We start from the raw sequence: 23,651 nt of genomic DNA on the forward strand, positions 1-23,651 counted from the left end.
CGTACAGCTCCCCCGCCGACAACTAGATGATTATAAAGCAATACTTTTTCTACTTTTTTAAAAATTAATTGTTTGTAAAACTTTATTAGCGGTTAAAAGGGAAAAAAAGGTTTTTAGAATAAAAAACAAATTGTTATATATTCCGAGGCGGCATTTTAAATGATTGACAAAGTCAATTCTTCAAACTACGCAACACATTGTATCCGATGGCAAATATTCCAATCACAGAAATAACTGCGCCAATGAGTGCCAATAGAAAAAAAACGGTCTAGTAATGGCTGCAAGCGTTGATATATTTATAACAGGTAATCCAATATTATGCATCCAGACAGTTTAGCAGACGCTTTTTTTTCAGCAAGATGCAGATGTAAAGTGTAAAATATACTGCCAATTGCAAGAGACATCCAGCATACATGCACGTGTACAGAAATGAAATAAAAAACATGAAATATTGACAAACAAAACTCGAACAACTCTCCGATCAAAAAATAGAAATTTTTATTTATGAATGCCCATTGGATCTTATTGTGAAATAATTTGAAATCGACATCGCCTTAATCTGCGATTAAAGCCCCAAATTTATCATTCAATTACCGCTCATTTAACTTCATTTAAATGCTAAATGAACAGTAACGGATAGACGGCTGAATGACTTTATTAAAACAAAAAAGAACCCTTGATGCTTTATAAGCAAGGGCTCGTTTTTCCACTGAATTATGCCGGTACCGCATAAATAATATATCGTTGTGGCGCATTTCCAATATAACCGAACGGATAGCATGTTGTTAACGTTAAAACTTCGTTTGGAGCAGTAGATCGGATCACTGTTCGATCATCGGCATCAACAATCTCTGTTTCTTGAATCAAATATGTGAAACGGCCATACTCCATTTCAACAATGAGTTCATCTCCAATTTTTAAATCGCCAACATTGCGAAAAACTGTATCCCGATGTCCTGATAAAACGATTTGGTCGTTTTGCCCAGAAAAAGCAGTTCCTCTGTAATGACCGACGCCTTTCTCCAATTCGTCTGCATCCGTCCCCTCAACGATCGGCAATTGTGCTTTAAGTTTCGGGATGTGCAAAATGCCAATCACCTCGTCCATTTTCGGTTGAAAGTCGCTTGGTACAACTTCGCTTCTCTCCTTTTTCTTTAGACCTTCTGCACCAACAAGCTGATGGGCTTCCTTCAACGCCTCATTTTGTGCGCTGTGCATTGACCATAACTTCCATCCGCCATATGCGACACAAAACAAACCACAGCCAATAAACAAAATGGGCAGCCATTTTTTCACATGCATCCTCTTCCTTTAATTGAGACTGTTGTTAATTATTTTACCATAAAAAGTCGAGAAGACATCCGCTTCATTTTGCGGAGAAAACCAAAAAATAAAATAATCGGACCCCAGCTACTGTTCTTAGGGAAACCTGTTAAAGCAGCCCATAAAAATGCTGGGCGTCGGTCTGTTTTCAATTGATCTGAAATAAGTAAAAAAGTAAGAACGTCTCAAGGGCAGAATTTAAAATTGTTGTGAAGGACAAAGGGGCTTGTCTATAAGACTTTTTCGGCTTATAGACGTGCCCCTTTAAAAACGTTGATATTTGATGTTTTTTGTTTTCAATGGAGATTTGACTGTCTGAACAGCCCCAATATTGTCTATATTTCTTCAAACCCACATTAATTGACAAAAATGAAATTTGGCTCGTTCAAATATTTTTTTAGCTCGTTCAATGCTTTTTGTGCCAACACTCCGTCCATTATCCGGTGGTCATAACTGAGCGATAACGCCATCATGGATGCAATTTCAATTGAATCATTGACCACAATAGGCTTTTTCTCGATCCGGCCGATGCCAAGAATACACGATTGCGGATGGTTGATAATCGGTGTAAACCATGCGCCATCAGCTGATCCAATATTCGATATCGTACATGTAGAGCCTGTCATTTCATCCGCTTGAATAGAACCATCTCTTGCCTTTAGGGAAAGCTCGTGAATTTCTTTAGCAATTTGAAATAATGTTTTTTGGTCTGCATGCCGTATGACCGGAACGACAAGACCGCGGTCTGTATCAGCCGCAAAACCGATATGGTATTGTTTCTTCAAAATGATTTCTTCACGTTCTTCATGAAAGGAAGCGTTTAATTGTGGATACTTTTTCAAAACGATCGTCAATGCTTTCACAACATAAGCTAAATAGGTGAGTTTGATTGCTTCCTCTTCCGCAAATGATTTTACGCTTTGCCGATGCTGAACAAGCTTTGTAACATTCACTTCATCAAAATGTGTTACATGCGGAATCGTCTTTTTCGAATGAACCATTGAACGTGCAATGAATTTGCGAATGTTTGAAAGCGGAATATATTCATCTTGTATCGAATTGATCTTTGTTTCTTCCTTCGGATTTTTTTGCGGACTTTCCATCTCATGCAGCTGATTTTTGCGCCTATTGATCACGGCCTCAATATCTTCTTTTAATATTTTGCCGTTTGGACCCGATGGAGTTACCTCTTCAAGATTCACTTGATGTTCTCTTGCAAATTTGCGCACGGATGGAGCGGCAACTATGAATGAAGAATTTGTTTGCTTCTCTTTTTCCCTTTTCTTGTGCTCGTTGCGAATATCCTCTTCCGTTACTTTCCCGTTTAAACCAGTCGGCTCCACAAGCCGCCAATCCACCCCTAGCTCTTTCGCTAATTTCTTCACGCGCGGCGTCGCCTTTTTCTCGACTTTTTGCTCCGTCGCTGCTTGTCCTTCCGATCTTTCTTGTTCTTTCAATCTTTCATTCGTTTCTTCTTGTTTGATGTCAGGCTGCCCGTCGCGTTCAGCTGTTTCAATTGTTGCAAGCACTTCGCCGACAGATGCTGTATCTCCTCTTTTTTTACGGATTTCCTTCACGATTCCGCTTGCAGGTGCATGCAGCTCCGATACCGCCTTTTCCGTTTGAACTTCAACAAGTATGTCATTTTGCTCCACCTCATCCCCTTCAGACACATGCCAAAATGCAATTAAGCTCTCATTATATTCTTCCGACAATTGCGGCAATTTAATTTCAATAATCATGTTGGCCTCCTGTGAAAGAAATGGTAGATTTATTCATTAACGAGTTTTATAGCTTCTTGATAAATTTTTTCTGCATTCGGTAAAACAAACTGTTCAAGCGGGCGGCTGAAAGGAATCGGCACATCTGGTACAGCCAATCGTTTGACCGGAGCTTCTAAGTCATACAAGCCTTCCTCTGCAGCTATGGCAGCAATCTCCGCCGTCATGCCGTATGATAAATAATCTTCATCTACTACAAGTAATCGATGAGTCTTTTTAATGGATTTCAGGATTGTTTCACGATCTAACGGGACAAGTGAACGCAAATCGATGACTTCTGCTTCAATTCCTTCTTGCTCCAGCTTTTTGGCAGCCTCAAGCGCATGATGAGTCGTCATTTGAATCCCTACAATTGTTATATCCTTCCCTTCCCTAACAACGTTTGCTTTTCCTAACGGCACCGTGTAGGCTTCTTCCGGAACATGACCGACTGATGCGTCTAATTGATCCATCCATCCTAAGCCTTGCAATGTTTTATGGAACATAAAGACTACTGGATTATCATCCCGAATGGCTGAAATCATCATCCCTTTTAAATCATATGGAGTGGATGGAGCCACCACTTTCATTCCCGGCAAATGCGCAAACGTTGCATACAAAGTTTGAGAGTGCTGAGCAGCATCACTGTACCCTCCGCCAACAGCGGTCATCAGCACGATCGGCAGCTTCACTCGGCCGCCCGACATATAAGGGATTTTTGCCATATGGTTATAAATTTGATCCATGCAAACGCCAAAGAAATCGACAAACATCAATTCAACGATCGGCCGCATTCCTTCGGCTGCTGCGCCAACGGCCGCTCCAATAAATGCAGTTTCAGATATCGGGGTATCAATCACTCGATCTGATCCAAATTGTTGAAATAATCCTTCTGTCGATCCGAAGATTCCCCCGTAAACCCCGACATCCTCCCCCATGACAAACACGTTTGGATCCCGCTCCATCTCCAATTTAATCGCTTCCGCCATGGCTTTATTTCCCGTTAATAAGCGCGTTTTTGTTCCTTGCACAGCTTATAACCCCTTTCCTGTTTATTTACGAAACGTATAAATCTTTTAAAGCATCTTCCGGATTCGGATAATTGCTGCTGCGTGCAAATTGATAAGCAGCGTCTACTTCCTGTTTTGCTTTATTTTCAATGATGTCAAGATCGTTTTCCGCTATGTTTTGTTCAGAGATTAATAGATTTCGAAGGCGGACGATCGGATCTTTATCCCGAAGAAGCGACACTTCATTTTTATCTCTATACAACTCCGGATCCCCTTGGAAATGTCCCAAGTAACGATATGTTTCAATTTCAATAATCGATGGACCTTCGCCTCGTCTGGCGCGTTCCACTGCTTCTTTTGATACTTCGTACATGCTGATCGGATCGTTGTCTTTGACGTAATATCCTTTAATGCCATATGCAGCTGCACGAACATCGTTAGATGCTACAGATGTCGATGCTGTTTTCGGAACAGAAATTCCGTACTGATTATTTTCAATCACCACAATAAGAGGTAAATTCCAAAGTGCTGCCATATTTAATGACTCATGGAAAGCTCCTTGATTGGCAGCTCCCTCTCCAATAAATGAAACCGCAACCCAGTCTTTCCCTTTTTTCTTAGCAGCTAAAGCTGCTCCAAGAGCGTGTGGGATTCCTGCTCCAACAATTCCTCCACAGGAAAACTTGACATCCGGATCAAACAAATGCATATGTCCTCCCTTGCCTTTGCCAAGCCCGGTTTCTTTTCCGAAAATTTCAGCCGTCATTTTATTTAGGTCAACGCCTTTCGCGATGGCATGATGATGAGGCCTGTGCGGCGACGTAACCGTATCTTCTTTTTTCAAATGAACACATATGCCGACGGCTGCCGGTTCTTGCCCTGTTGCCAAATGCATCTCGCCAGGAACAGGACCCGCCCCAATATTGAAAACCGGATTTTTCCCTTCAGTATAAGCTTCTGCCATTTTGTCTTCGTAATAACGGATTTTGTACATGTTTTCATACATCCATAAAAGATCATTTTTAGAAATTGCCAATGTATTCTCTCCCTTCTACCAAAATAGAAAACGGTTTTAAATAGTTAAATGCAAAAATTGTGCCAAACTACATTTTTTATGATTGATATATTTAGTTTCATTGAAAATGAATAAGATTTTTTATGCTACAAAAAAAACGTCCCGTTTTGGGACGCTTTTTAGAGACACAATGATACAATTTGATACGAAATGAAACAAAATGATATTAATAAGGGATTTGAAATCTTTGCATTTGCCGATAAAAAGTGCTTCGTGATATCCCTAAATATTGCGCAGCTTTTGTGATGTTGCCGTTATATAGACGTAAAGCTTGCAAGATCGACTGCTTTTTCATTTCATCTCGATGAATAAACACCGTTTCCGATTTTGGCTTGGAGTCCGTTTTTATAATTTCCTCAGGCAAATCTTTAATAGTTAAAACAGGCTTCGTCAATTTGTTTAAAGTTCTTTCTACTATATTTTGCAATTCTCTAATGTTTCCCGGCCAATGATAATGTATTAACGCTTGAAAAAAATCCGGTTTGATTTCAGGAAAAGGCTTATTTAACTTTTCACAATTTTTTTCAATAAAATGATGAACAAGGAGCGGTATGTCTTCTTTTCTTTCTCGCAATGACGGCAAAGTGATCGGCATGACATTAAGCCGGAAAAACAAATCCTCCCGAAAGCTGCCTTTTTCGACCTCTTCCCGAAGATTTTTGTTCGTCGCTGCGATGATGCGAACATCAACAGGCAAAACTTTATGCCCGCCGATTCGCACCACTTCCTTTTCTTGTATGACTCGTAAAAGCAATACTTGCATTTCCAAAGACATTTCTCCAATCTCATCTAAAAAAAGCGTACCGCCATCGGCAAGCTCAAATTTTCCTGCACTTCCCCCTTTTTTCGCTCCGGTAAAAGCACCGTCCGCATAACCAAACAGTTCGCTTCCTAATAAATCTCGAGGAATTCCGCCGCAATTGATGGCTATAAAAGGCTTATGCTTTCTGTCGCTTTCATTATGGATCGCTTGTGCAAACATTTCTTTTCCCGTACCGCTTTCTCCTAAAATTAATACATTTGAGTCCGTTTTTGCTGCTAGCTTCGCTTCGTTTACTTTTTGGAGAAACTGAGGATGCTTCCCGATCATATCAGAAAAAGTGATTTTCGCCTGATTGCCTGATAAATGATTAATAAATTGTCTTATCTTTTGAATCTCTTTTATAATCATCATTGAACCGATCCATTGGCTGTCTTTATAAATGGGGAGTTTATCAACTAGAACATGAAAAACTTTGTTTGACTGTTTTATTTTTAAGTGCAGTTCATGATTTTGAAGATGTCGAGGGCGATTGGAAATAATCGATTTGTTGCTAAAAACTTCGCTGATCTTTTTCCCTTCCAGGCAAGAATGATTCAATTGAAGCAGCTTTTTTAATTGATCATTCACTTTAATAATGAGCCCTTCCGTATCGAAAATGAGGATGCTCTCTTTCATATTATTGGTAGTCGCTTCAAGAAATCTTTGCATCATAATGTTTTTTTCTGTCTTTTCAATCAGCTCCAGCTGGTACTCAATCGCTTTCACTGCTGATACTACCATTCCTAAAGTATGTGGATGCACTTTTTCATATGGGCCTGAAACATTTAATACGCCGATTATCTTTCCTTTTGAATCGTGAATGGGCGCAGCCGAGCATGTCCATGCCTGGCAAATTTCCGAATAATGCTCCTCAGCATATATTTGTACAGGTTGATTGATCACAATCGAAGTTCCGATTGCATTCGTTCCCATTGCTTGTTCACTCCAATCAGCACCTTCCACAAATTGAATATCAGCTGCCATCTTTAACGTATCAGCGTCGCCAATTGATTTTAACAACTGTCCCTTTTCGTTGCAAAGAATCACTAAAAAACCCGAGCCCTTTACGATTGAATACAATCCTTCCATAAACGGAACCGAACATTCAATTAAAGGCTTGTAATGGTCTATTTTGATTTTTTTCATTTGACCGTATCGTTGAAAAGGATCAACATTCATTTCTTTGGAACGAATCCATGAATCCTTTACAATGGGAGATAATTTTTCGTCGAGCTTATTTTCAAAAATAAAGCGCTTCCAACATTGTTTGACATACTCTCTTTTCTTCATCATAAAACACCTCCTTCAATTGTTGATTAAAGCTTTTCGTCCAATTGCATCACATGCCAGCTTACAATGTTTATCGAATTTTTCTAATATTCTCCTATATTGTAGCATTACAAAAAAGCTGTGAGAACTAGCGATCCACTGAATGAAGCTCCTTTTATTTTTGAAACTTTTTAAACCAAAAATGCTGGAAACCCCTTTTACTTTTTCAATCATGAGAAATTGGGGCGCCCTTCTTTTGATATCCCGAAAATACAGAAATTTACAGTTGTCGATCGTACTGGACGCATCGACAAAATTGGTCATAAAAAAAACCGATTCCAAAAGATTGGAATCAGTCTTTCTTGCTGCTGCACGGAAGGCCAAATCATTCTCTTTTTTCCGTTATGCATGTGTTTGGAAATTTGTATTGCCAGTTATCAACTTGATCGGATGGTGATTTGGCAAAGCTCTGTTTTTTCTAAAAGAAACGGTTTCATGGCATTTAAACAGTAATTCCTAATGTTTAAAATCAGTGATTTTTTAATATGTTTCATAAAAAAAGACGAAACGACTTTCAAACGACTCCCCATTGTGAACAAATATTGATCAGTGTGATGATGTTTTCAAACGGCTTCCTTCATTACATAACAACTGAATTGAACTGATAAAAAAATATATACAATGGTAGGAATTTGGGCAGCTATAAAAGAATAAAGGTTTTGGCAATGGGAAAGAAGTATAATATATTGAAATAATAAAATGCTCTATATTCTGGGAGGATAACATAACGTTATAACGGGGGGAACGTGAATCGTATTAAAACGATCATAAAAATTATTGTAAAAAAAATTATCATCGGAGCTGTCCTATTCATTTATATTATGTTTTCTTTCTCCTTTTCTTTCGTTAATTGTTTTAATTTGTTGGACAGCTCCATAAACCAATTTTCATCTTTTGTTAACAAGGCCAAATCAATTAATGCTTTAATCTGTTCTTCATTTTCTATTGGAGATACGGGCAATTTTTTTACCCAATGATTTAATGTTTCAACTGTTTTACCAACGACGATTTCATTGTCGCAAGCCATAACTTTTACTCTTATAATCTTTTGTGATGAATCTATCGTTTCAACATAACCGTAAATAAATTCGCCGCTTTTTGTTTTTCCTTTTACCCAATCCCCTACTTTCACTGGCAACTGATTGATTCCTTCCATTTTATACACCACCACTTGCAGTATTATAGAGATCTGTTTTGAAATACTAAATATCTATGTTGTTAACAGAAATTATTACATGATAATAAGGGGAACGCAAACAATTTAACCTGGGAAATAATAAAAATTTTAAAATTCCATTAAATATATAACTCAACTTTCGCACACAGAAATATTTAAGCATTGCTTGATATAATTAGGTATAGTGGCCAACCATTTATTCATTTGATTTTTAAAGATGTCCATGTTCAAAGAAACCTCGGCTTCCGCCAAAGTTTGGAAAAGGTCAATAAGTGATTGAAGGGCAGTAATAAAATCTATGTCTTTTACATCTTCGCAAAGGATGTAAAAAAGGTTGCCAATCGTCTTAGGATCCTCCTCTTTTCGCATTTGCCAAGCAATGAGAATATATCGTGTAAAAACAATGGTTGTATGGCTAATTAACATGTCGTAGGAACGTCCCTGGAATTCTTTCTCTAAATTTAAAAGGGATTTATTGCATTTGAAGAAGACTTCAATGTCCCAACGCATGCCGTAAATACGAATGATCTCTTCATTTTCTAATGTTGTATCTGTGCTGAGAATGGCAAGCCATTCGCTCCGTTTATTACGGTTTCGTACAAATAGAATTTTTACTGGAATTCCATTGTCTAAAGTAGCATAAACGGATCCGCGAATGTCTTTTTTACCCATGTGAGGTTTTGCCAATTTGTAAAGTTGATTCAGTGTGAAACGTTCACCATTGTAAACGTATCGCTGCTTTAATTGCTTCACCAAGCCAATGACAAATAACCCTTTGTTCGTAATCTTCTCAATTAAAGGCGCTTGTGTAAACCAGGAATCCATGAGAACATAGTCAGCTATAATCCCTTTTTCAAGCGCATGATCAAGTAAAGCTGAAGCCACGTCCGGTTTTGATTTCAGAGCTTCCTGGCGACGCTTATAGCCAGATGTTCGTTTATCAATATTGGTATTGATTTCTTGCAGGCGATTTTCCTTTTTCGGTGAACTTAGAAGAGCAAAATCAACGGGAATAAAAGTAAAACTATCGGTCCAGCCAAGGGTAAGCATTTGAAACCCTTTCAAGTACTGATGGGTAGAGTGATCAAAAACCTTAGCCAACAGTTCAACCGACTTACTACGGTTTCTTGAAAAGACAGAATCATCAATCACAAAAGCTGTGACACGATCTTTTGAAGTTAATGGTTGAAGCAGACGGATCATTTCACTGCTTAATGAAAGCAGAAACTTTCTCCAATGATAGGTTGGTGTATTTAAAAAGCGATAGACTGTATCCTTTCCGGGCAGATCCTGAGATCGTTTACTCATAAAAGCACGAAACCAGTTCTTATATTGGAAGACTAAAAGAAAAATCAGTTTGAAAACAGTAAGACAAGAATACCCGGAAAGTTTCGTAATATTCGCTTTTCTTAAATGATATCCAATATTTAATTCGGAAAATCCTTGTTTAATTTCTTTTGGTAATTGCGCAAAGTAGTCTTTATTCGTTATCATAGTGGTGACACCTTTCTTTTGGATTTGGTTTCGTCACCAATATTTTACCAAAAGAATAGGTGTCTTTCTTTATGTTTTAAAAAATGTCAAATGATAATTTTGTACTTCCCAAAACCATTTACATCAAGCATTTAAACAAGATTTTGGACTGCGAAAGCTGAGTATATAACTTATATTAAATGTTTTCATATTTATTGCAATAGACAAACGTTCAGCACATTTGTTCCATGTGAAACATAAATCAGACAGTCTGCTCAAATTTTACCTTTTGTGCAGCAAATCGTTATTGAAGGAAGGTGCAACTTTCGGCTGTCCTTTCGTTTAAAGATGAAAAAATTCTACCCTTTGTGATCAGCTGAGCAATAGCGAGAAAAAAAGTTTTTTTAAAATAATTCTTCATGCAAATGAACCATTACATGCTCTTCCTGAAGCATGTACACAATCGACGAAGGAAGCCCGTTAATACATCTTTTCCAAAGCTGGCGCACGATCTATCCACAAGCAATTTCATACTGTATTTTCCATTTTAAAAAACAAAAATTTCTAATTAGCCGCTTCCCACTCTGTGATAAACAAAAACTATTGCATTTCTTCCGTCTTTTCCTTATTAAGGATCGCTATGAATCTACTAAAATGAACATTTAGCATTTATTGATTTAAATAACCTTTTTTGTAGTCGGTGATGTTGGAAAAGGCGGCACAAATTCACTTAATAAATATTCATAAATTGCTTTTTCAACTGATAAGCCACTTTTTGTGATGCCCATATTACCAAAAAGCACATTAAACTCGAGAATATAAAAATGCCCTCCGCTTACCAGCACATCAAAACCAGCATGATTAATGTTCAATTGTTTCGAGACATTCAACACAAGATCACAAGCTTCTTTCGGTATAAATTCAAAACAGAGGCTTCCGCCTTGGGCAACATTGTGGAGAAACTCCCCTTCCGCCCCAACCCGCCAATAGGCGGTGAAAATATCTTTTCCAATGACACAAATGCGTAAATCTTTTCCGTCGTTTTCTAAATATTCTTGTACGTACAAAACATCATTTTGATTGGCATATTGATAAAAATCATACTCATTTTTAATTAAAAAGGTTCCTTTTCCCATTGAATTCCGGACTTCCTTTGCAACAAATGGGAACGGGAACGTTTCTAATACTTTTTCGATATTGCTTGGGGTGCTCGCCAATATTTCCGTATATGGAACATGCTCAGGCGCCACCGTCCAAAGCGCTCTCGTCATTTCTACTTTGCTAAAGCCCAGCTGCAATGATTCAATGCTTGGGAAAATTTTTTTCTTTAATCCGTATACTAGAGCAGGGGCTTGCCACGTCTCAGGAAAAAGAACAATATCCGCTTGTCGAATGGTTTCTAATTCTTTAAACATATTGTCAGGCTTTATATAGTGTACACCTGGAATTCCGATGGTCCGGTATGCATTAAAGGAAACCATTTTCATAAATTCGTGACCACACTCCAAAACATATAACAATTTTCTAAATAAATAATAGAATCTTCATGAATTTTTCGCAAATAAAATTTTCAATAGTTTCCCCTTTCAAATGCCGTGAGAAATTTTTTACTTCATTATGGCATCTTGAAAGGACGTAGAACAGGCGGATGTTTTTTTGCTATTACTTCGACTCTGAAGCGGAAAAAGGGAATCCCCTTGTTTTTATTTATAGTGATCCCGCCAGTGCTGCCTGAGAAAGCGTATCACCATTGCTCCCGGGGCGCAGGCAATATTTTATGATCTGCCATTCCGTCATTACTAAGTATGTGAGAGAGGCGTAATCGCAGCAACGACTTGGGTGTCCTTCTGACAATTATGGACGAATCCAGTCAGTATTCGGAGCGTGATGTATGCGACCAATGTAATCGAACAGACGATCAAGGAGATTCGGAAACGTTTGAAGTCGATGTACAGTTTGAACTCAAAAGCTGAGGAAAACAATTCAGGATTTTAATGAGAAATAGCGGAGAGAAAGCTTCAAGAATTTGCCGAGGCTCATGAAGGGATAACCGTCATCCGCCAGCTGTTTTCTAAGAAAAATTGTAAACATATACAAAAGCCAGTATAGAAAAATGAGCTGTTTTTCTATACTGGCTTCATCTTATTAGGACTTATCGAACCGTCCCTATATTAACTAAATAATGTAAAAAGGGGCATATAAGGAACACCGCTTTTCCACACATAAGAGTAAATATTTAGTCTTATGTTTGGAGACAATCTCCTTCTTTCAGCTGAATAACATTTTAGTGATACCTTATCGAATGGGTAATGTAAACATAATTATTACCCCCGTTGCCGTTGCAAAATACTGTTCTAAAAACCTGATACACACTAACACATTTTCAATTTGTAATGGCTATCTCATAGTTACCTTCTGCGTGAGAACGTTATTGCCCGAACCTAGTCGCAGGCGAATATAGGCTTCATAAGCCGATACATTTGGATTGATGCGCATCATGATCGTTTTCTTTGCTTTTCCATTTTCATCTGCTGTCAGTTTGCCGATATTGAAATAACCGTAAGTGGTTGGTGTGCCATCCTCAAATTGGATTTGCGAAATGCTTTTGCCGCCTGACAAATATATTTGGATTTGTGCATTTGCTACTGTTTGGCCAGGTGTTAAACCATTCATCACCACTTCTACCGGAAATGGTATACCTCCGAGCGGAATGAATTTCGGTGTTAACAATTGATATTTTTCTTCACCGCCAGGCGGCGTCTCAACAATTGACTGACCGATATTGACTGTTTTGGTGAAGACGTTGTTTCCAGCCCCTATTCGAAGGCGAATATATCCTGTTGTTCCGTCTTGTACCGTTGGGTTAAGTCTCATTGTCAGTACTTTTTCCGCCACACCATGCTGATTGGCTTGAATGCTCCCAACACTTTGATAACCGTAAGTGGTAGGCCATGTTCCATTCGGAAGCCGAACTTGCGAAATTGATGTACCACCTTCTAAATATACTTGAATTTCCCCATTTTCAATGACTTGTCCCGGTTTCATATCTGTTAATTTGAGTGTTACTTGAAAAGGTTCTCCGCCAGTTGGCAAATATTCAGGGGTTTCAATGTTATATTTAATATCTTTTGGAGGATCCATTTCCGAGCCAAATGAACCGTCAGCAAATGTCGATTGATCATACCAAAGATAACCTTCATTCGGTGAACGCCAAGGCTCCGGCTTCAGCTCCTCAGAATGTTCTGGGGTCTCCATTTCTAATATTGGTGAAGGCTGATCAAGCGGTATACCAAGTTCAGAGAAGGTCAGATAACTTTCTTTATGAGACAGCCATTCGACAATTTTCAATAGCAATTGGCCATTATCTTTTTCAGTAAATCCGTCGTACGTTCTCTTGACTCCTCCGTGTTCTTCATTTCTATATTTAGGGGTGCTGTCTTCCACCACAGAAGAGTCGCCGATGAAAGCGGCCTTTCCTCTTTCCTTTTTTCCTATCGCTACAAAGGGCCCTTCATGAATTCCGCCGCCAAAATAAACCCCTTCGTCAACTGCATTGCTCCATTTGTTTTCTTCTACAGTAAGCCCATCAGGCAAATAAACAATCCCTTTAGCAATTTCAGGATTCATAATAGCCAGTGTAGAACCAGCATGAATCGAAATTTCATCAATGCCACTCGTTATACCAAAGGATTCATCAGATGGTATAATCACATTTGCTGTTGTGTTATCTATCGAGTTAAAACGAAATCTTACACCAAATTCTTCACTTAGCCAATCGGTGCTTTCAACACCAGCCATTGCAGCTTGTTCACCTTGATCCATTCCTTTTGTTGGATTATCAAAAGCCCCTCTGCGCCAACCATTCATAATTTCATTTGAATCCCAACGGTTAAAATTTCGGTCGGCATTATAGTGGTCGGCAATAAAAAATACGCCTCCCCCTTGTTCTGCAAACTCGGCAATAGCATCTTGTTCAGACTTCTTAAAAGGAATTTGTGCCTCTGGAATAATAAAAACATCATAACCTTCTAAATCCTCCAGAGTAAGTGGATCTAAACTCCGATGCTCCTTCACTGTATATCCCGCTTCAAGCAATGCATTGGCAAAATCGGAAAATGCACCATCAATCACCCAATCGGACTGTCCTGCTGTTTGCCCATGGCTGTTATCAAACAAAACTTTCTTGCCGTTCGGATCGCTAGGAACTAAGATTGGGGCCGGATCATTCGGACCTTCTGCACTTACAGTTACGTTTTCCAAAGCAAAAATAAAAAACGCCAATACTGCCACAAGGCCCTGCAACAGCATCTTTCTCATAATGACTCTACCTCCATAATTTATTAACTCAACGAGGCAAAAGCCTTTTATTGAGTTCAGCCGCTATTGCTGAAGCTTTCGATATACATTGCTGCCTTATGAGCATCTGCTAAACCACCTTCTTGCGCAAATAGCCGGAAATGATATCGACGATCGTAACCATGGCAATGATTCCTAATAAAATAATACCGACACGACTCCAGTCGCGAGACTGCATGGCAAATATAAGCGGTGTACCGATTCCGCCTGCACCGATGATTCCTAAAATGCTTGCGGAACGGAGGTTAATTTCAAAACGATATAAGGTGTAAGAGATAAACCCAGGAATGATTTGTGGAACAACGGCAAACCACAGCGTTTGCAAGCCGCTTGCTCCTGTTGCTTTCAAAGCTTCAATTGGTCCGAAATCAATATTTTCCACTTCTTCTGAAAACAATTTGCCAAGCATCCCGATGGAATGGAGTCCGAGCGCCAACACACCGGCAAAAGAGCCAGGGCCTACTACTTTAATAAATAACAACGCCATCACTAGTTCCGGAAATGTCCGGATAAAGCTTAAAATAAATTTTCCTGTTCCTGCCGCAATCTTCCCCTTCGTCATATTGTTAGCCGCCCAAAAAGCAAACGGTATACATAGAAAAGCTGAAATAAATGTGCCTAATATGGCAATCGCTAATGTATCTAATAGCCCTCGGAGCAGATCTTCGCCTTCGGGCAAGTAAACATATCCCCAATCAGGAGAAAGAATGCCGGATAAAATCGCTTTTGTAATTTGGCCGGCCGTTTCTTTAAATCCTTCTATTGGAATACCGGATAATGCCCATATATAAATAACAGCCAACAACACATATATACTCCAAAGCATGAACCGGTTCTTTTTTGGTTTAACTGGTCTTGCAACACTCTTCATAATAGTTTCTCCCGCAATTTAGTACTAATATGGTCGATCAACAAAACAACCATTAATGTAAAAATAATGATTGTACTCACTTTGTCGTATTCAAGAAAACCTAATGTTTTATCATAATATTCTCCGATTCCTCCTGCTCCCACTAGTCCTAATATAGCTGCAGCCCTTATATTAATTTCAAAGGTGTAAAGAACGAAAGAGACAAAGTAAGGGGACACTTGCGGAACGACAGAGTAGACGATCCATTGAATTTTATTGGCGCCAACTGCCGTCATCGCCTCCAATGGGCCTTTATCAATACTTTCCATCGCTTCATAAGTTAATTTCGCAATAATGCCCATTGAGAAAACAGCTAATGCAAATATTCCTGGTAATGGCCCCAATCCGAAAATCGCAACAAATATAGCGGCTAAAAGAAGTTCAGGAATGGTACGAATTAAATTTAAAATAAATCTGAACGGGTAATAAATCCAATTGCTGGCAGCGATGTTGCTTGCGCATAACAAAGCAAATGGAACCGCAAGCAAAGCTCCCATCGTTGTCCCAATAACCGCCATGCGGAATGTGTCAAGCATTGCCGGAACAATATCATCAAAATATGACCAGCTGGGAGGATACATTTGTACAAGCAAATCAAACATATTTGGAAACCCTTCAACAAAATCGATGAAAGAACTTTCCGTTTGATAGGCGCTCCAGCCGATCAGCAGCACAATCAACGCTGTTGTCAAGTAATGCTTTATTTTAGTAGGTGCTTTAGGAATTTCTTGTTTAGTTAATCGATTCATATTTAAACTCTCTATCCGCTTCATTTGTTCCCACCTCAAAAGGCTTTCCATATATTTCAGAAAACCGTTTATCTGTCGCTTCCCTAGCAGATCCGTCAAACACAATTTGTCCTGCTTTCAGGCCGATGATCCTTGTGGCATATTGTCTAGCTAAATCGACCGAGTGCAGGTTGACAACAAGCGTTATTCCTAACTCTTGATTGATCTTTTTTAAATCATCCATTACTTGTTTTGTTGTCAAAGGATCTAAAGATGCTACAGGCTCATCCGCTAAAATGATTTTAGCTTTTTGCGCCAAAGCTCTAGCAATCGACACTCTTTGCTGCTGTCCTCCTGAAAGTTGATCCGATCTGGTGTACGCTTTTTCAAGAATATTCATTCGTTCCAGAGCATTCATGGCCAAATCCACATCTTCTTTTGGAAACCATCCCAAAACGGTTCGGAGAGTAGAATGGTAGCCAACTCTTCCAGATAAAACATTTCGCAAAACAGTCGACCTTTTCACTAAATTAAAATTTTGGAAGATCATCCCAATGTCGCGACGGATGCGGCGGAGTTCCTTCCCCTTTGCTTTCGTGATGGATTTCCCGTCTATTGTTATTTCTCCGGAACTAATTTCATGCAATCTATTAATAGAACGTAGCAACGTTGATTTGCCAGCGCCAGATAAACCGACAATCACAACAAATTCCCCTTTTTCAATTTTCAAATCAATATTTTCCAATCCTACTACACCATTAGGATAAATTTTTGTAACACGATGAAATTCTATCACTCTGCATACCAACCTTTTTTAAATATTTATCTAAACATCCCGACGTTGCTTTATCTATTCATAGAGGATTAGCCAGTACGAACGATTCGCCTGGCTATATTTTATGAAAATACATTATTCAGTTTTCACTTTTTCAGCATACTCCCTGACGATATCGAAGTTACTGTCTTTCGATTCTATGTAGCCTTCATGCGTGTAAATGTCTTTTATAATCGCATGCCCTTCTTCGTCTTTTCCAATATCAATGAAAGCTTGCTTGATTTTTTCAACCCATTCTGAATTCATGTCGGAACGGACGGAAATCGTATCGTTCGGAATCGGTTCTGTAAACTCAATGACTTTCGTATCTTCGAAAACAGTTGGGTAATCTCCTGCTACGGTATTGCGGGCATCTTGGAAAACAACCGCACAATCGACATCACCGTTCAAAACAGAAATAATTGCTTGGTCGTGCCCTTTTACTGTTATTCCTTGTACATCTTTTAATGGATCAATCCCATTATCCATCAGCGTTGCGGCCGGCCAAACATAACCTGCAGATGAAGTGACATCTTGAAAAGCGATTTTCTTTCCTTTTAAATCTTTCACACTAGTAATACCAGAATCTTTTTTCACTACGAAAATTGATTTGTAATTGTCTACTAGTTCATCTGTTGGCTGCCCGGTCTCATCATCCACTCCGTAACGTTGCGCTTGAAGAATTACTTCAGCAGCTCCTCTTTCTTTCGCCAGCACATAAGCATTTGGCGGCAAAAATCCTACATCTACTTTTTTGGATTCCATTGCTTCAACAATGGTATTATAGTTCGTTGAAACACTTACCTCTACAGGTATACCCAAACGATCTCCCAATAACTTTTCAAGCGGCTTTGCTTTGGCCTCCAATGTATCTGCATTTTGAGAAGGTACAAATTGTACAGAAAGGGTTTCCGGAATATATCCATCTGATTCTTTGCTGCTATTAGTTTGTTGGGAATTGCTGGATTCCCCGCATCCGCTGATGACCACCGCTGTTAAAGCTAGTATTGTTCCAAAAGCTACTAATTTTTTAAACATATTAATTTCCCCCATATCTTTTTGAAAATCTAATTTCCATTTTAGCACCAAATTTTTAATTATTTGTAAATTTTGTTACAAAATATCACGAATATTTTATTAACTTTGTAAATTATTTCTTTTCATTTAATTATCTATTTTATTTTTACAACGATTTGTTATGATGAAAAAAAAGGAGGAGGAAAATAATGGAGAAAGAAACTGCGATTCATCTGCTTGTAACCAGCGATCTTCACGGCTACATTTACCCGACCAATTACAGAGACAAAGAAGAACAAAATTTCGGACTGGCTAAAATAGCCACGATTATAAAAGAAAAAAGAAAAAAAGGCAATGTACTTTTACTTGATAATGGAGACTTGATTCAAGGAAGCCCGTTGACTTATTACCATGCAAAAAACAGGCCCGACAGTGAAAATCCGATGATTCAAGTTATGAATGATCTCCAATATGATGCATGCGTATTGGGAAATCATGAATTTAATTATGGACGAAGTTATTTACAAAAGGCGATTGATCAATCAGCTTTTCCTTGGCTGTCCGCTAATATCTTGAAGCAAACAACAGGAGAGCCCGCTTTTGGAACACCTTATCTCGTCAAGGTATTGGACGGAGTCAAAATTGCTGTACTTGGTATAACCACTCATTTCATCCCTAATTGGGAAGAGCCGCGAAATATTGAGGGACTTGTTTTCAAAGATGCATTGCAAACGGCTAAATTATGGGTGAGCGATATTCGCCAAAAAGAAAAACCAGATGTGATGATCGTCTCATATCATGGGGGATTTGAAAGAGATCTACAAACTGGAGAGCCTATAGAACAGCTGACAGGAGAAAACCAAGCATACCAAATGTGCCAAGAACTAGAGGGTGTTGATATTTTAATCACAGGCCATCAGCACCGCCCACTCGCAGATAAACTAAACGGCATCACAATCATTCAGCCAAGCCATAAGGGGCAATTTTTGGGTGAAGTGACGATGAAAGTTAGACAGAAGGCAAATGGAAACAGCCCCGCAATCGTTAGTCATTTCAACTTAATCAAAATTGATGAAAAAATGGAAGCGAATCAAGATGTTTTGGCATTGATATCCGATATTGAACAAGAAACGCAAAAATGGCTGGATCAGCCGATCGGAACCGTTATTGGTGACATGACCGTATCTGATCCATTGAAGACCCGATTACAAGACAATCCTTTTATAGAATTTATCAATAAGGTGCAAATGGAAACAGCCAAAGTTGATATTTCTGCCACTGCCTTATTCAATAATGACTTGCCTGGATTCAAACAACATGTTACAATGCGCGATATTGTTTCCAATTATATTTATCCGAACACATTAACTGTCATCCGCATCAGCGGCCAAGATATTAAAGATGCTTTAGAGCAAAGCGCCAAGTATTTTACGGTTCAAAACGGAACAATCTCTGTCAATCCCGCTTTCTTATATCCTAAACCGCAGCATTACAATTATGATATGTGGGAAGGAATTGAATACGAATTAAAAATCTCTAATCCAGTTGGCCAACGAGTTGTGAAGCTAAATTATCACGGCAGCCCATTGGAGCTTGACAAAGAATATGATGTCGTCATGAACAGCTACCGCGCAGGTGGAACAGGCAATTTTGATATGTTTAAAGAAAAACCGATCGTTAAAAATATCCCCATCGACATGACCGAACTCATTGCCAACTACATATTAAAGCACAAAACTATCATCGCAGCTTGCAATCATAATTGGAGGGTAGTTTTATAGTAGTAAAAGCATTTTCCGATTTGCCCGCTTTTTATTTAAAACAAATGCCACTAATAGGTATCAAAGAATACTTGTCCAAATATCACAAAGGCTTACAGCAACAAAAAGTCATTAATAACAAATTTGATATCAACGATGATTATATAAAAATGATTTTTTCGTTATGAAAATGTGAAGCGTTTTATTCGCACACATCAAAAAAGAAGATTTAGGATTTTCCTAATCTTCTTTTTGCATGAAAGTATATTTCACCATTCCCCTGAACAGGACATGGATTATTTAAGCAGCTGTCTTAACTCTTCGGTCATTTGTTCAACCAATTCAGGTCTGCCATGAAACTGGGCTGGAGTATTTTGAAAAAGTTGAATACGCCAAATTCCTTCCGTTTTCACTGCAACAAGTGTATGATGAGTGTTCACATCAGGATTTAAATCGGACTGGCCGTGAGGAACCATACCGGCAATCGCTCGTAAAATAGCGATATCAGGAGCTAGAAACCGGACATTTTTCACTTTGCTGACAAATTTAGCTGTCTGGTGGTGTTCAAAGACGGACTGGAGATGTGCGAATATTTCATCGCGTCCAATCGACTGACTGCCATCGAAACCAATGCTTTCGCCATCCTTAGTAAACAGATCCGTCATTCCGCTAGCAGTTCGATTGTTCCACGCATTGATTAGTTGCTGGTACAGCTCTTGAACTTCATTTATTTGAGAATTTTCCATCGTTTATCACTCCGAAATGTAATTCTTTGTTCTATGATAGCCAATCAACTGAAAAATTATTTTTTATAAAATGTTGCCGATTTAATATTTACGTGCAGTTTTTTCTTTTGAAACCTCTGCTTTGAAACGCTGAGACGAATGATCAAAAGCATTTTTTATAGAAGCTTGACAGCGTATAATACTTCAAAATGAAAATTTTCTTCTTTTTTCACTTCAAACGACATTTATTTGATGTGCAATCACTTTAAAAGGGCATTATTTTTCCTTCTGTTATTGTAAGAATATGTTTGTTCTTCAATTAATCTGTTGGAGATGAATGCCTGAGACAGTCTGCAAATACCTTCCGATCCTCTAAAGCCACTACATAATCAGCAAACAATCATTCTTTCAATCATATTGCCATTCATTTACTGGGAGTGTTGCTACTGACGGCTCTTTTTTTCTATTTCCATACTGCTGCATATTTTTTTTGATATTTCGGATCTTCTTCCTTTTCAATTAAATCGAAGGCAAGCTGCTTGATCGCTTCATCCTGCACTTTATCATACAAGTTTCGCAGCCCTTGAATAATATCGAACCGAATAAGTGTCGCATGTTTTTCGTCAACACAGTTGTCAAACCGAGCTGCCAAATGACGGATAACCATCTCTTTTTGCTTTTCCCCAGCTAAACCAATCCTCCAAATAGCCTGCAAACTATGTCTGGCAGTTACAAACTTTTTATCATAGGTTACTTCCCAAACTTGAGGAAAATCCTCCAACATTCGCTGTTCGGGATCGCTGATCGCTAATCGGCTTAAAAACTGAGCAGCACGCGAGCGCTTATGAGGGTCTTTACTTGTCAGCTCTTCCTTCAGCTGATCCCATACTTCATACGCCCAATCGACTTCTTCTTCAGTGATCTTCATAATGCTGCTGTACGCTTCGTACTGCGCATTTTTATCACTTGACTGCAATTCCGCAAAATAATGCCTCGTTCGTTCATCCACTATTTATCGCCCCATTCATGCCTTATTTATGTTTGATTTTACCTTAGGCAAAAGTGAATAGGCAATGGCTGCAATATGTAAATGCCGAACGATCATATCGGAAGTACAGATCCAAAAAGCCGAAGTTTGATATGGAAACTGGCTCATATTCCATGTGAAAGCAAGTTTAAAATATTAGCAGAGAGCGAGCATGAAAAAAAAGCCGCTGTATCACCAATAATTGGCGTTCAAGCAGCTTTTTTCAATTACTTATTTAAACGGATTTTTCCATTCCATTAGAACAGCATAGTTACGGGATTCCTCATCCTCCAAATAATTAGCCACAATTCCAAGAGGCGTCCGTCCGCAACGGAGGAGAAATGAAATAACCGGGTCTTTTAAATCTCCGCTGACGACAGCATCGACATATTGTTCAGCTGACATCTCATCCGCATATTTATAATATCCCGGCATTCTGCCGCCGCCGAGCAAGCGATCCAATCCTTTATGGACAACTACTTCGTACATTGATTGCATAAGCCATTTTCCTAAATCCAGCTTTCTGTGGGACGGACGGATGCAAATATCCACAACATATAAAGTGTTGCCATTCGGATCATGGTTACGGATATAGCCGTTGTCCGTTATCTCTTCCCAAGTATGATCAGGATGGGCGGGATCAAAATTCACGATTAAAGATGTCATCGATCCTGCTAACGTTCCTTCTACCTCAACACATAAAGCGCCTTCCTGAAACAATGTCACGTGATTCGTTAATTGCTCTTTATTCCACCAAAGTTCTGATGGAAAAGGCGGCGGAAAGCTTTCCTTTTGAATTTCAATTAATTCATCAAAATCTGCTTCATTATAATTCCTTATCACCACTTCGACATTGCGGCCTTGATTATTCAGATAAAATCTCTTTCTGTAGCGGCTCATCTCCATTCCCCTTTCGTCCATGAACACTTAAATCAGGATACAAATCAAAGCGGCGGTCTCTCCAAGTGGTGACAGATCCGTTTTCTCTCACTTTGTATAAGAGAGATAAATCAAGATCCGCCGTAATAATCATATCGTGGTTTATTTCCCCCTCCATCAAGATCCCGTTTTTCGGAAATGGGATGTCGTTCGGAGTAATGACCGCTGCCTGGCCGAAATTTGCCCTCATAAAATCAACGGTAGGAAGCGAACCTACTGTCCCTGTTGTCACCACATAGATTTGATTTTCAATCGTTCTGGCGTGGCTTGTATACCGCACTCGTTGAAATCCGTGGCGGTCATCTGTACAAGACGGACAGAACACAACGTCAGCTCCCATTCCTCGTACAATTCGAACGATTTCTGGAAATTCGATATCATAACAAGTCAACATGGCAATTTTTCCTTTTTCGGTCTCAAATATTTGAACCGTTTCTCCGGGAGTCAGATGCCATTCTTTCACTTCCGTCGGCGTCAAGTGAAGCTTCGCTTGTTCAGCTATCCGGCCATCGGGATAAAATAAATGGGCTGTATTATACAATCGTCCCTCTTTTTCGATAATATGAGTGCCTCCAATAATATGCATGCCCGTTTCTTTAGCAAGCGATGTAAATAGTGAATAATATCGGTCCGTATAATGAGGTAAATTTTGAATCGTCTGCTTTTGATTCGGAATGGACAGCAATTGAGTCGTAAAAAATTCAGGAAAAAGAACAAAATCAGCGTCAAACTCTTCTGCGGTTTTCACATAATGCGTTACTTGGTTTGCAAAATCTTCAAAGCTCCCGATGGAATGAAGATGATATTGAACAGCAGATACACGTATTTTCATGTAGCCTCTTTCCCTTCATCATAATCTGTTCCCCGCTTATTACTGAACAAAGTATAACATAAAACCAGTTTATTTTAATTTAATTTGATTTTGTGTAAAGCATTTTGCTGGAACAAAAGAGAATACTTGAACTATTTATTTAGAAGTGAAATAATTCACTCAAAATTAACAGACAAAACGAAAACAAGCCGTTTGACTGCCGGTGATTTGGCGTTCAAGCGGCTTGTTTTATTCCATTTTTAAATGCTTTGCTCGTATTTGGCAATAAGTTCTTCGTTTTTTCCGACTAAACCGAGTTTAAATGCTTTTTGAATAATTTTTGCTACTTCTGCATTGAAAAATGGATCTCCACCATACCTCATCTTATCATCCAAAATTTTATTATGGAAATGAGACGTTTCTCTGGCTAAATCTTCATTTACAATTTTCCCTTCCTTTATTGCGTCCATAAATTCATAAAAATCCATTTTGCTGTTGTATTCTTCTCTTGTCTCGTTGCCATAAGGGCTGCCTGTTTCCAAATGTTTTTTGAACGGAGCTACAAGCGTCAATTGCGTATAAGCAGCAAAATATTGAGTTTCAGTAATATTCATA

At 38.8% G+C, this 23,651-nt stretch carries 19 protein-coding genes; 1 reads left to right on the forward strand and 18 read right to left on the reverse strand.

Going from position 1 to position 23,651, the window contains the following annotated elements; genetic code table 11:
* Positions 1-714: 714 nt before the first annotated feature.
* The 13 genes from NSU19_RS19175 to NSU19_RS19235 form a co-directional block, all read right to left on the reverse strand.
* Positions 715-1,296: a class D sortase gene (locus tag NSU19_RS19175; RefSeq protein ID WP_339198083.1), complete on the reverse strand. Its 582-nt coding sequence runs from the start codon at positions 1,294-1,296 to the stop codon at positions 715-717.
* 383 nt (positions 1,297-1,679) lie between these two features.
* Positions 1,680-3,065 carry a 2-oxo acid dehydrogenase subunit E2 gene (locus NSU19_RS19180; protein WP_339198086.1) on the reverse strand — a complete coding sequence of 462 codons (1,386 nt, stop codon included), beginning with the start codon at positions 3,063-3,065 and terminating at the stop codon, positions 1,680-1,682.
* Between the two features lie 29 nt (positions 3,066-3,094).
* On the reverse strand, positions 3,095-4,114 hold the full coding sequence (locus NSU19_RS19185) for an alpha-ketoacid dehydrogenase subunit beta (protein WP_063389107.1): 1,020 nt from the start codon (positions 4,112-4,114) through the stop codon (positions 3,095-3,097).
* Positions 4,115-4,139: 25 nt separating this feature from the next.
* Positions 4,140-5,129, reverse strand: a complete 990-nt coding sequence (locus NSU19_RS19190) for a thiamine pyrophosphate-dependent dehydrogenase E1 component subunit alpha (protein WP_066251437.1) — start codon at positions 5,127-5,129, stop codon at positions 4,140-4,142.
* 205 nt (positions 5,130-5,334) lie between these two features.
* Positions 5,335-7,263: a sigma-54-dependent Fis family transcriptional regulator gene (locus NSU19_RS19195; RefSeq protein ID WP_339198090.1), complete on the reverse strand. Its 1,929-nt coding sequence runs from the start codon at positions 7,261-7,263 to the stop codon at positions 5,335-5,337.
* Between the two features lie 850 nt (positions 7,264-8,113).
* A complete protein-coding gene (locus tag NSU19_RS19200; protein WP_063389111.1) occupies positions 8,114-8,455 on the reverse strand; it encodes an IDEAL domain-containing protein in 342 nt (113 codons plus the stop codon).
* 153 nt (positions 8,456-8,608) lie between these two features.
* On the reverse strand, positions 8,609-9,970 hold the full coding sequence (locus NSU19_RS19205; RefSeq protein WP_087960047.1) for a transposase: 1,362 nt from the start codon (positions 9,968-9,970) through the stop codon (positions 8,609-8,611).
* A gap of 656 nt (positions 9,971-10,626) precedes the next feature.
* Positions 10,627-11,436 carry a hypothetical protein gene (locus NSU19_RS19210; RefSeq protein WP_339198093.1) on the reverse strand — a complete coding sequence of 270 codons (810 nt, stop codon included), beginning with the start codon at positions 11,434-11,436 and terminating at the stop codon, positions 10,627-10,629.
* 910 nt (positions 11,437-12,346) lie between these two features.
* On the reverse strand, positions 12,347-14,266 hold the full coding sequence (locus tag NSU19_RS19215; RefSeq protein WP_339198096.1) for a DNA-binding protein: 1,920 nt from the start codon (positions 14,264-14,266) through the stop codon (positions 12,347-12,349).
* Positions 14,267-14,375: 109 nt separating this feature from the next.
* Entirely contained in the window at positions 14,376-15,176 is an 801-nt protein-coding gene (gene phnE / locus NSU19_RS19220; RefSeq protein WP_108897361.1) for a phosphonate ABC transporter, permease protein PhnE, read from the reverse strand.
* Entirely contained in the window at positions 15,173-15,964 is a 792-nt protein-coding gene (gene phnE / locus NSU19_RS19225) for a phosphonate ABC transporter, permease protein PhnE (RefSeq protein WP_339200060.1), read from the reverse strand. Before phnE (NSU19_RS19225) ends, phnE (NSU19_RS19220) begins: the two co-directional genes overlap by 4 nt.
* Positions 15,948-16,739, reverse strand: a complete 792-nt coding sequence (gene phnC / locus NSU19_RS19230; protein WP_063389115.1) for a phosphonate ABC transporter ATP-binding protein — start codon at positions 16,737-16,739, stop codon at positions 15,948-15,950. The genes phnE (NSU19_RS19225) and phnC overlap by 17 nt, the downstream gene beginning before the upstream one ends.
* A 114-nt stretch (positions 16,740-16,853) precedes the next feature.
* Positions 16,854-17,795, reverse strand: coding sequence for a phosphate/phosphite/phosphonate ABC transporter substrate-binding protein (locus NSU19_RS19235; RefSeq protein ID WP_082830382.1), 942 nt, complete (start codon positions 17,793-17,795; stop codon positions 16,854-16,856).
* 188 nt (positions 17,796-17,983) lie between these two features.
* Here NSU19_RS19235 and NSU19_RS19240 point away from each other — a divergent pair, with 188 nt between their 5' ends.
* The gene (locus NSU19_RS19240) at positions 17,984-19,555 is read left to right on the forward strand and encodes a bifunctional UDP-sugar hydrolase/5'-nucleotidase (RefSeq protein ID WP_339193662.1); all 1,572 of its coding nucleotides are present in this window, start codon (positions 17,984-17,986) and stop codon (positions 19,553-19,555) included.
* A gap of 275 nt (positions 19,556-19,830) precedes the next feature.
* On the opposite strand, the gene NSU19_RS19245 is transcribed toward NSU19_RS19240, so the two are convergent.
* The 5 genes from NSU19_RS19245 to NSU19_RS19265 all read right to left on the reverse strand — a co-directional run bounded on the left by NSU19_RS19245 (position 19,831) and on the right by NSU19_RS19265 (position 23,650).
* Positions 19,831-20,280, reverse strand: a complete 450-nt coding sequence (locus NSU19_RS19245) for an SgcJ/EcaC family oxidoreductase (protein ID WP_063389118.1) — start codon at positions 20,278-20,280, stop codon at positions 19,831-19,833.
* Between the two features lie 442 nt (positions 20,281-20,722).
* Entirely contained in the window at positions 20,723-21,268 is a 546-nt protein-coding gene (locus NSU19_RS19250) for a hypothetical protein (protein WP_094244772.1), read from the reverse strand.
* Positions 21,269-21,517: 249 nt separating this feature from the next.
* Positions 21,518-22,186, reverse strand: coding sequence for a GNAT family N-acetyltransferase (locus tag NSU19_RS19255; protein WP_232515623.1), 669 nt, complete (start codon positions 22,184-22,186; stop codon positions 21,518-21,520).
* Positions 22,152-23,057, reverse strand: coding sequence for a carbon-nitrogen hydrolase family protein (locus tag NSU19_RS19260; RefSeq protein WP_063389120.1), 906 nt, complete (start codon positions 23,055-23,057; stop codon positions 22,152-22,154). The genes NSU19_RS19255 and NSU19_RS19260 overlap by 35 nt, the downstream gene beginning before the upstream one ends.
* Before the next feature lie 239 nt (positions 23,058-23,296).
* Positions 23,297-23,650, reverse strand: a complete 354-nt coding sequence (locus tag NSU19_RS19265; protein WP_066251453.1) for a hypothetical protein — start codon at positions 23,648-23,650, stop codon at positions 23,297-23,299.
* Between the last annotated feature and the right edge of the window lies 1 nt (position 23,651).

It is taken from the genome of Aeribacillus sp. FSL k6-2211, assembly GCF_037966125.1.
In the GTDB taxonomy this organism is placed as follows: domain Bacteria; phylum Bacillota; class Bacilli; order Bacillales; family Aeribacillaceae; genus Aeribacillus; species Aeribacillus composti.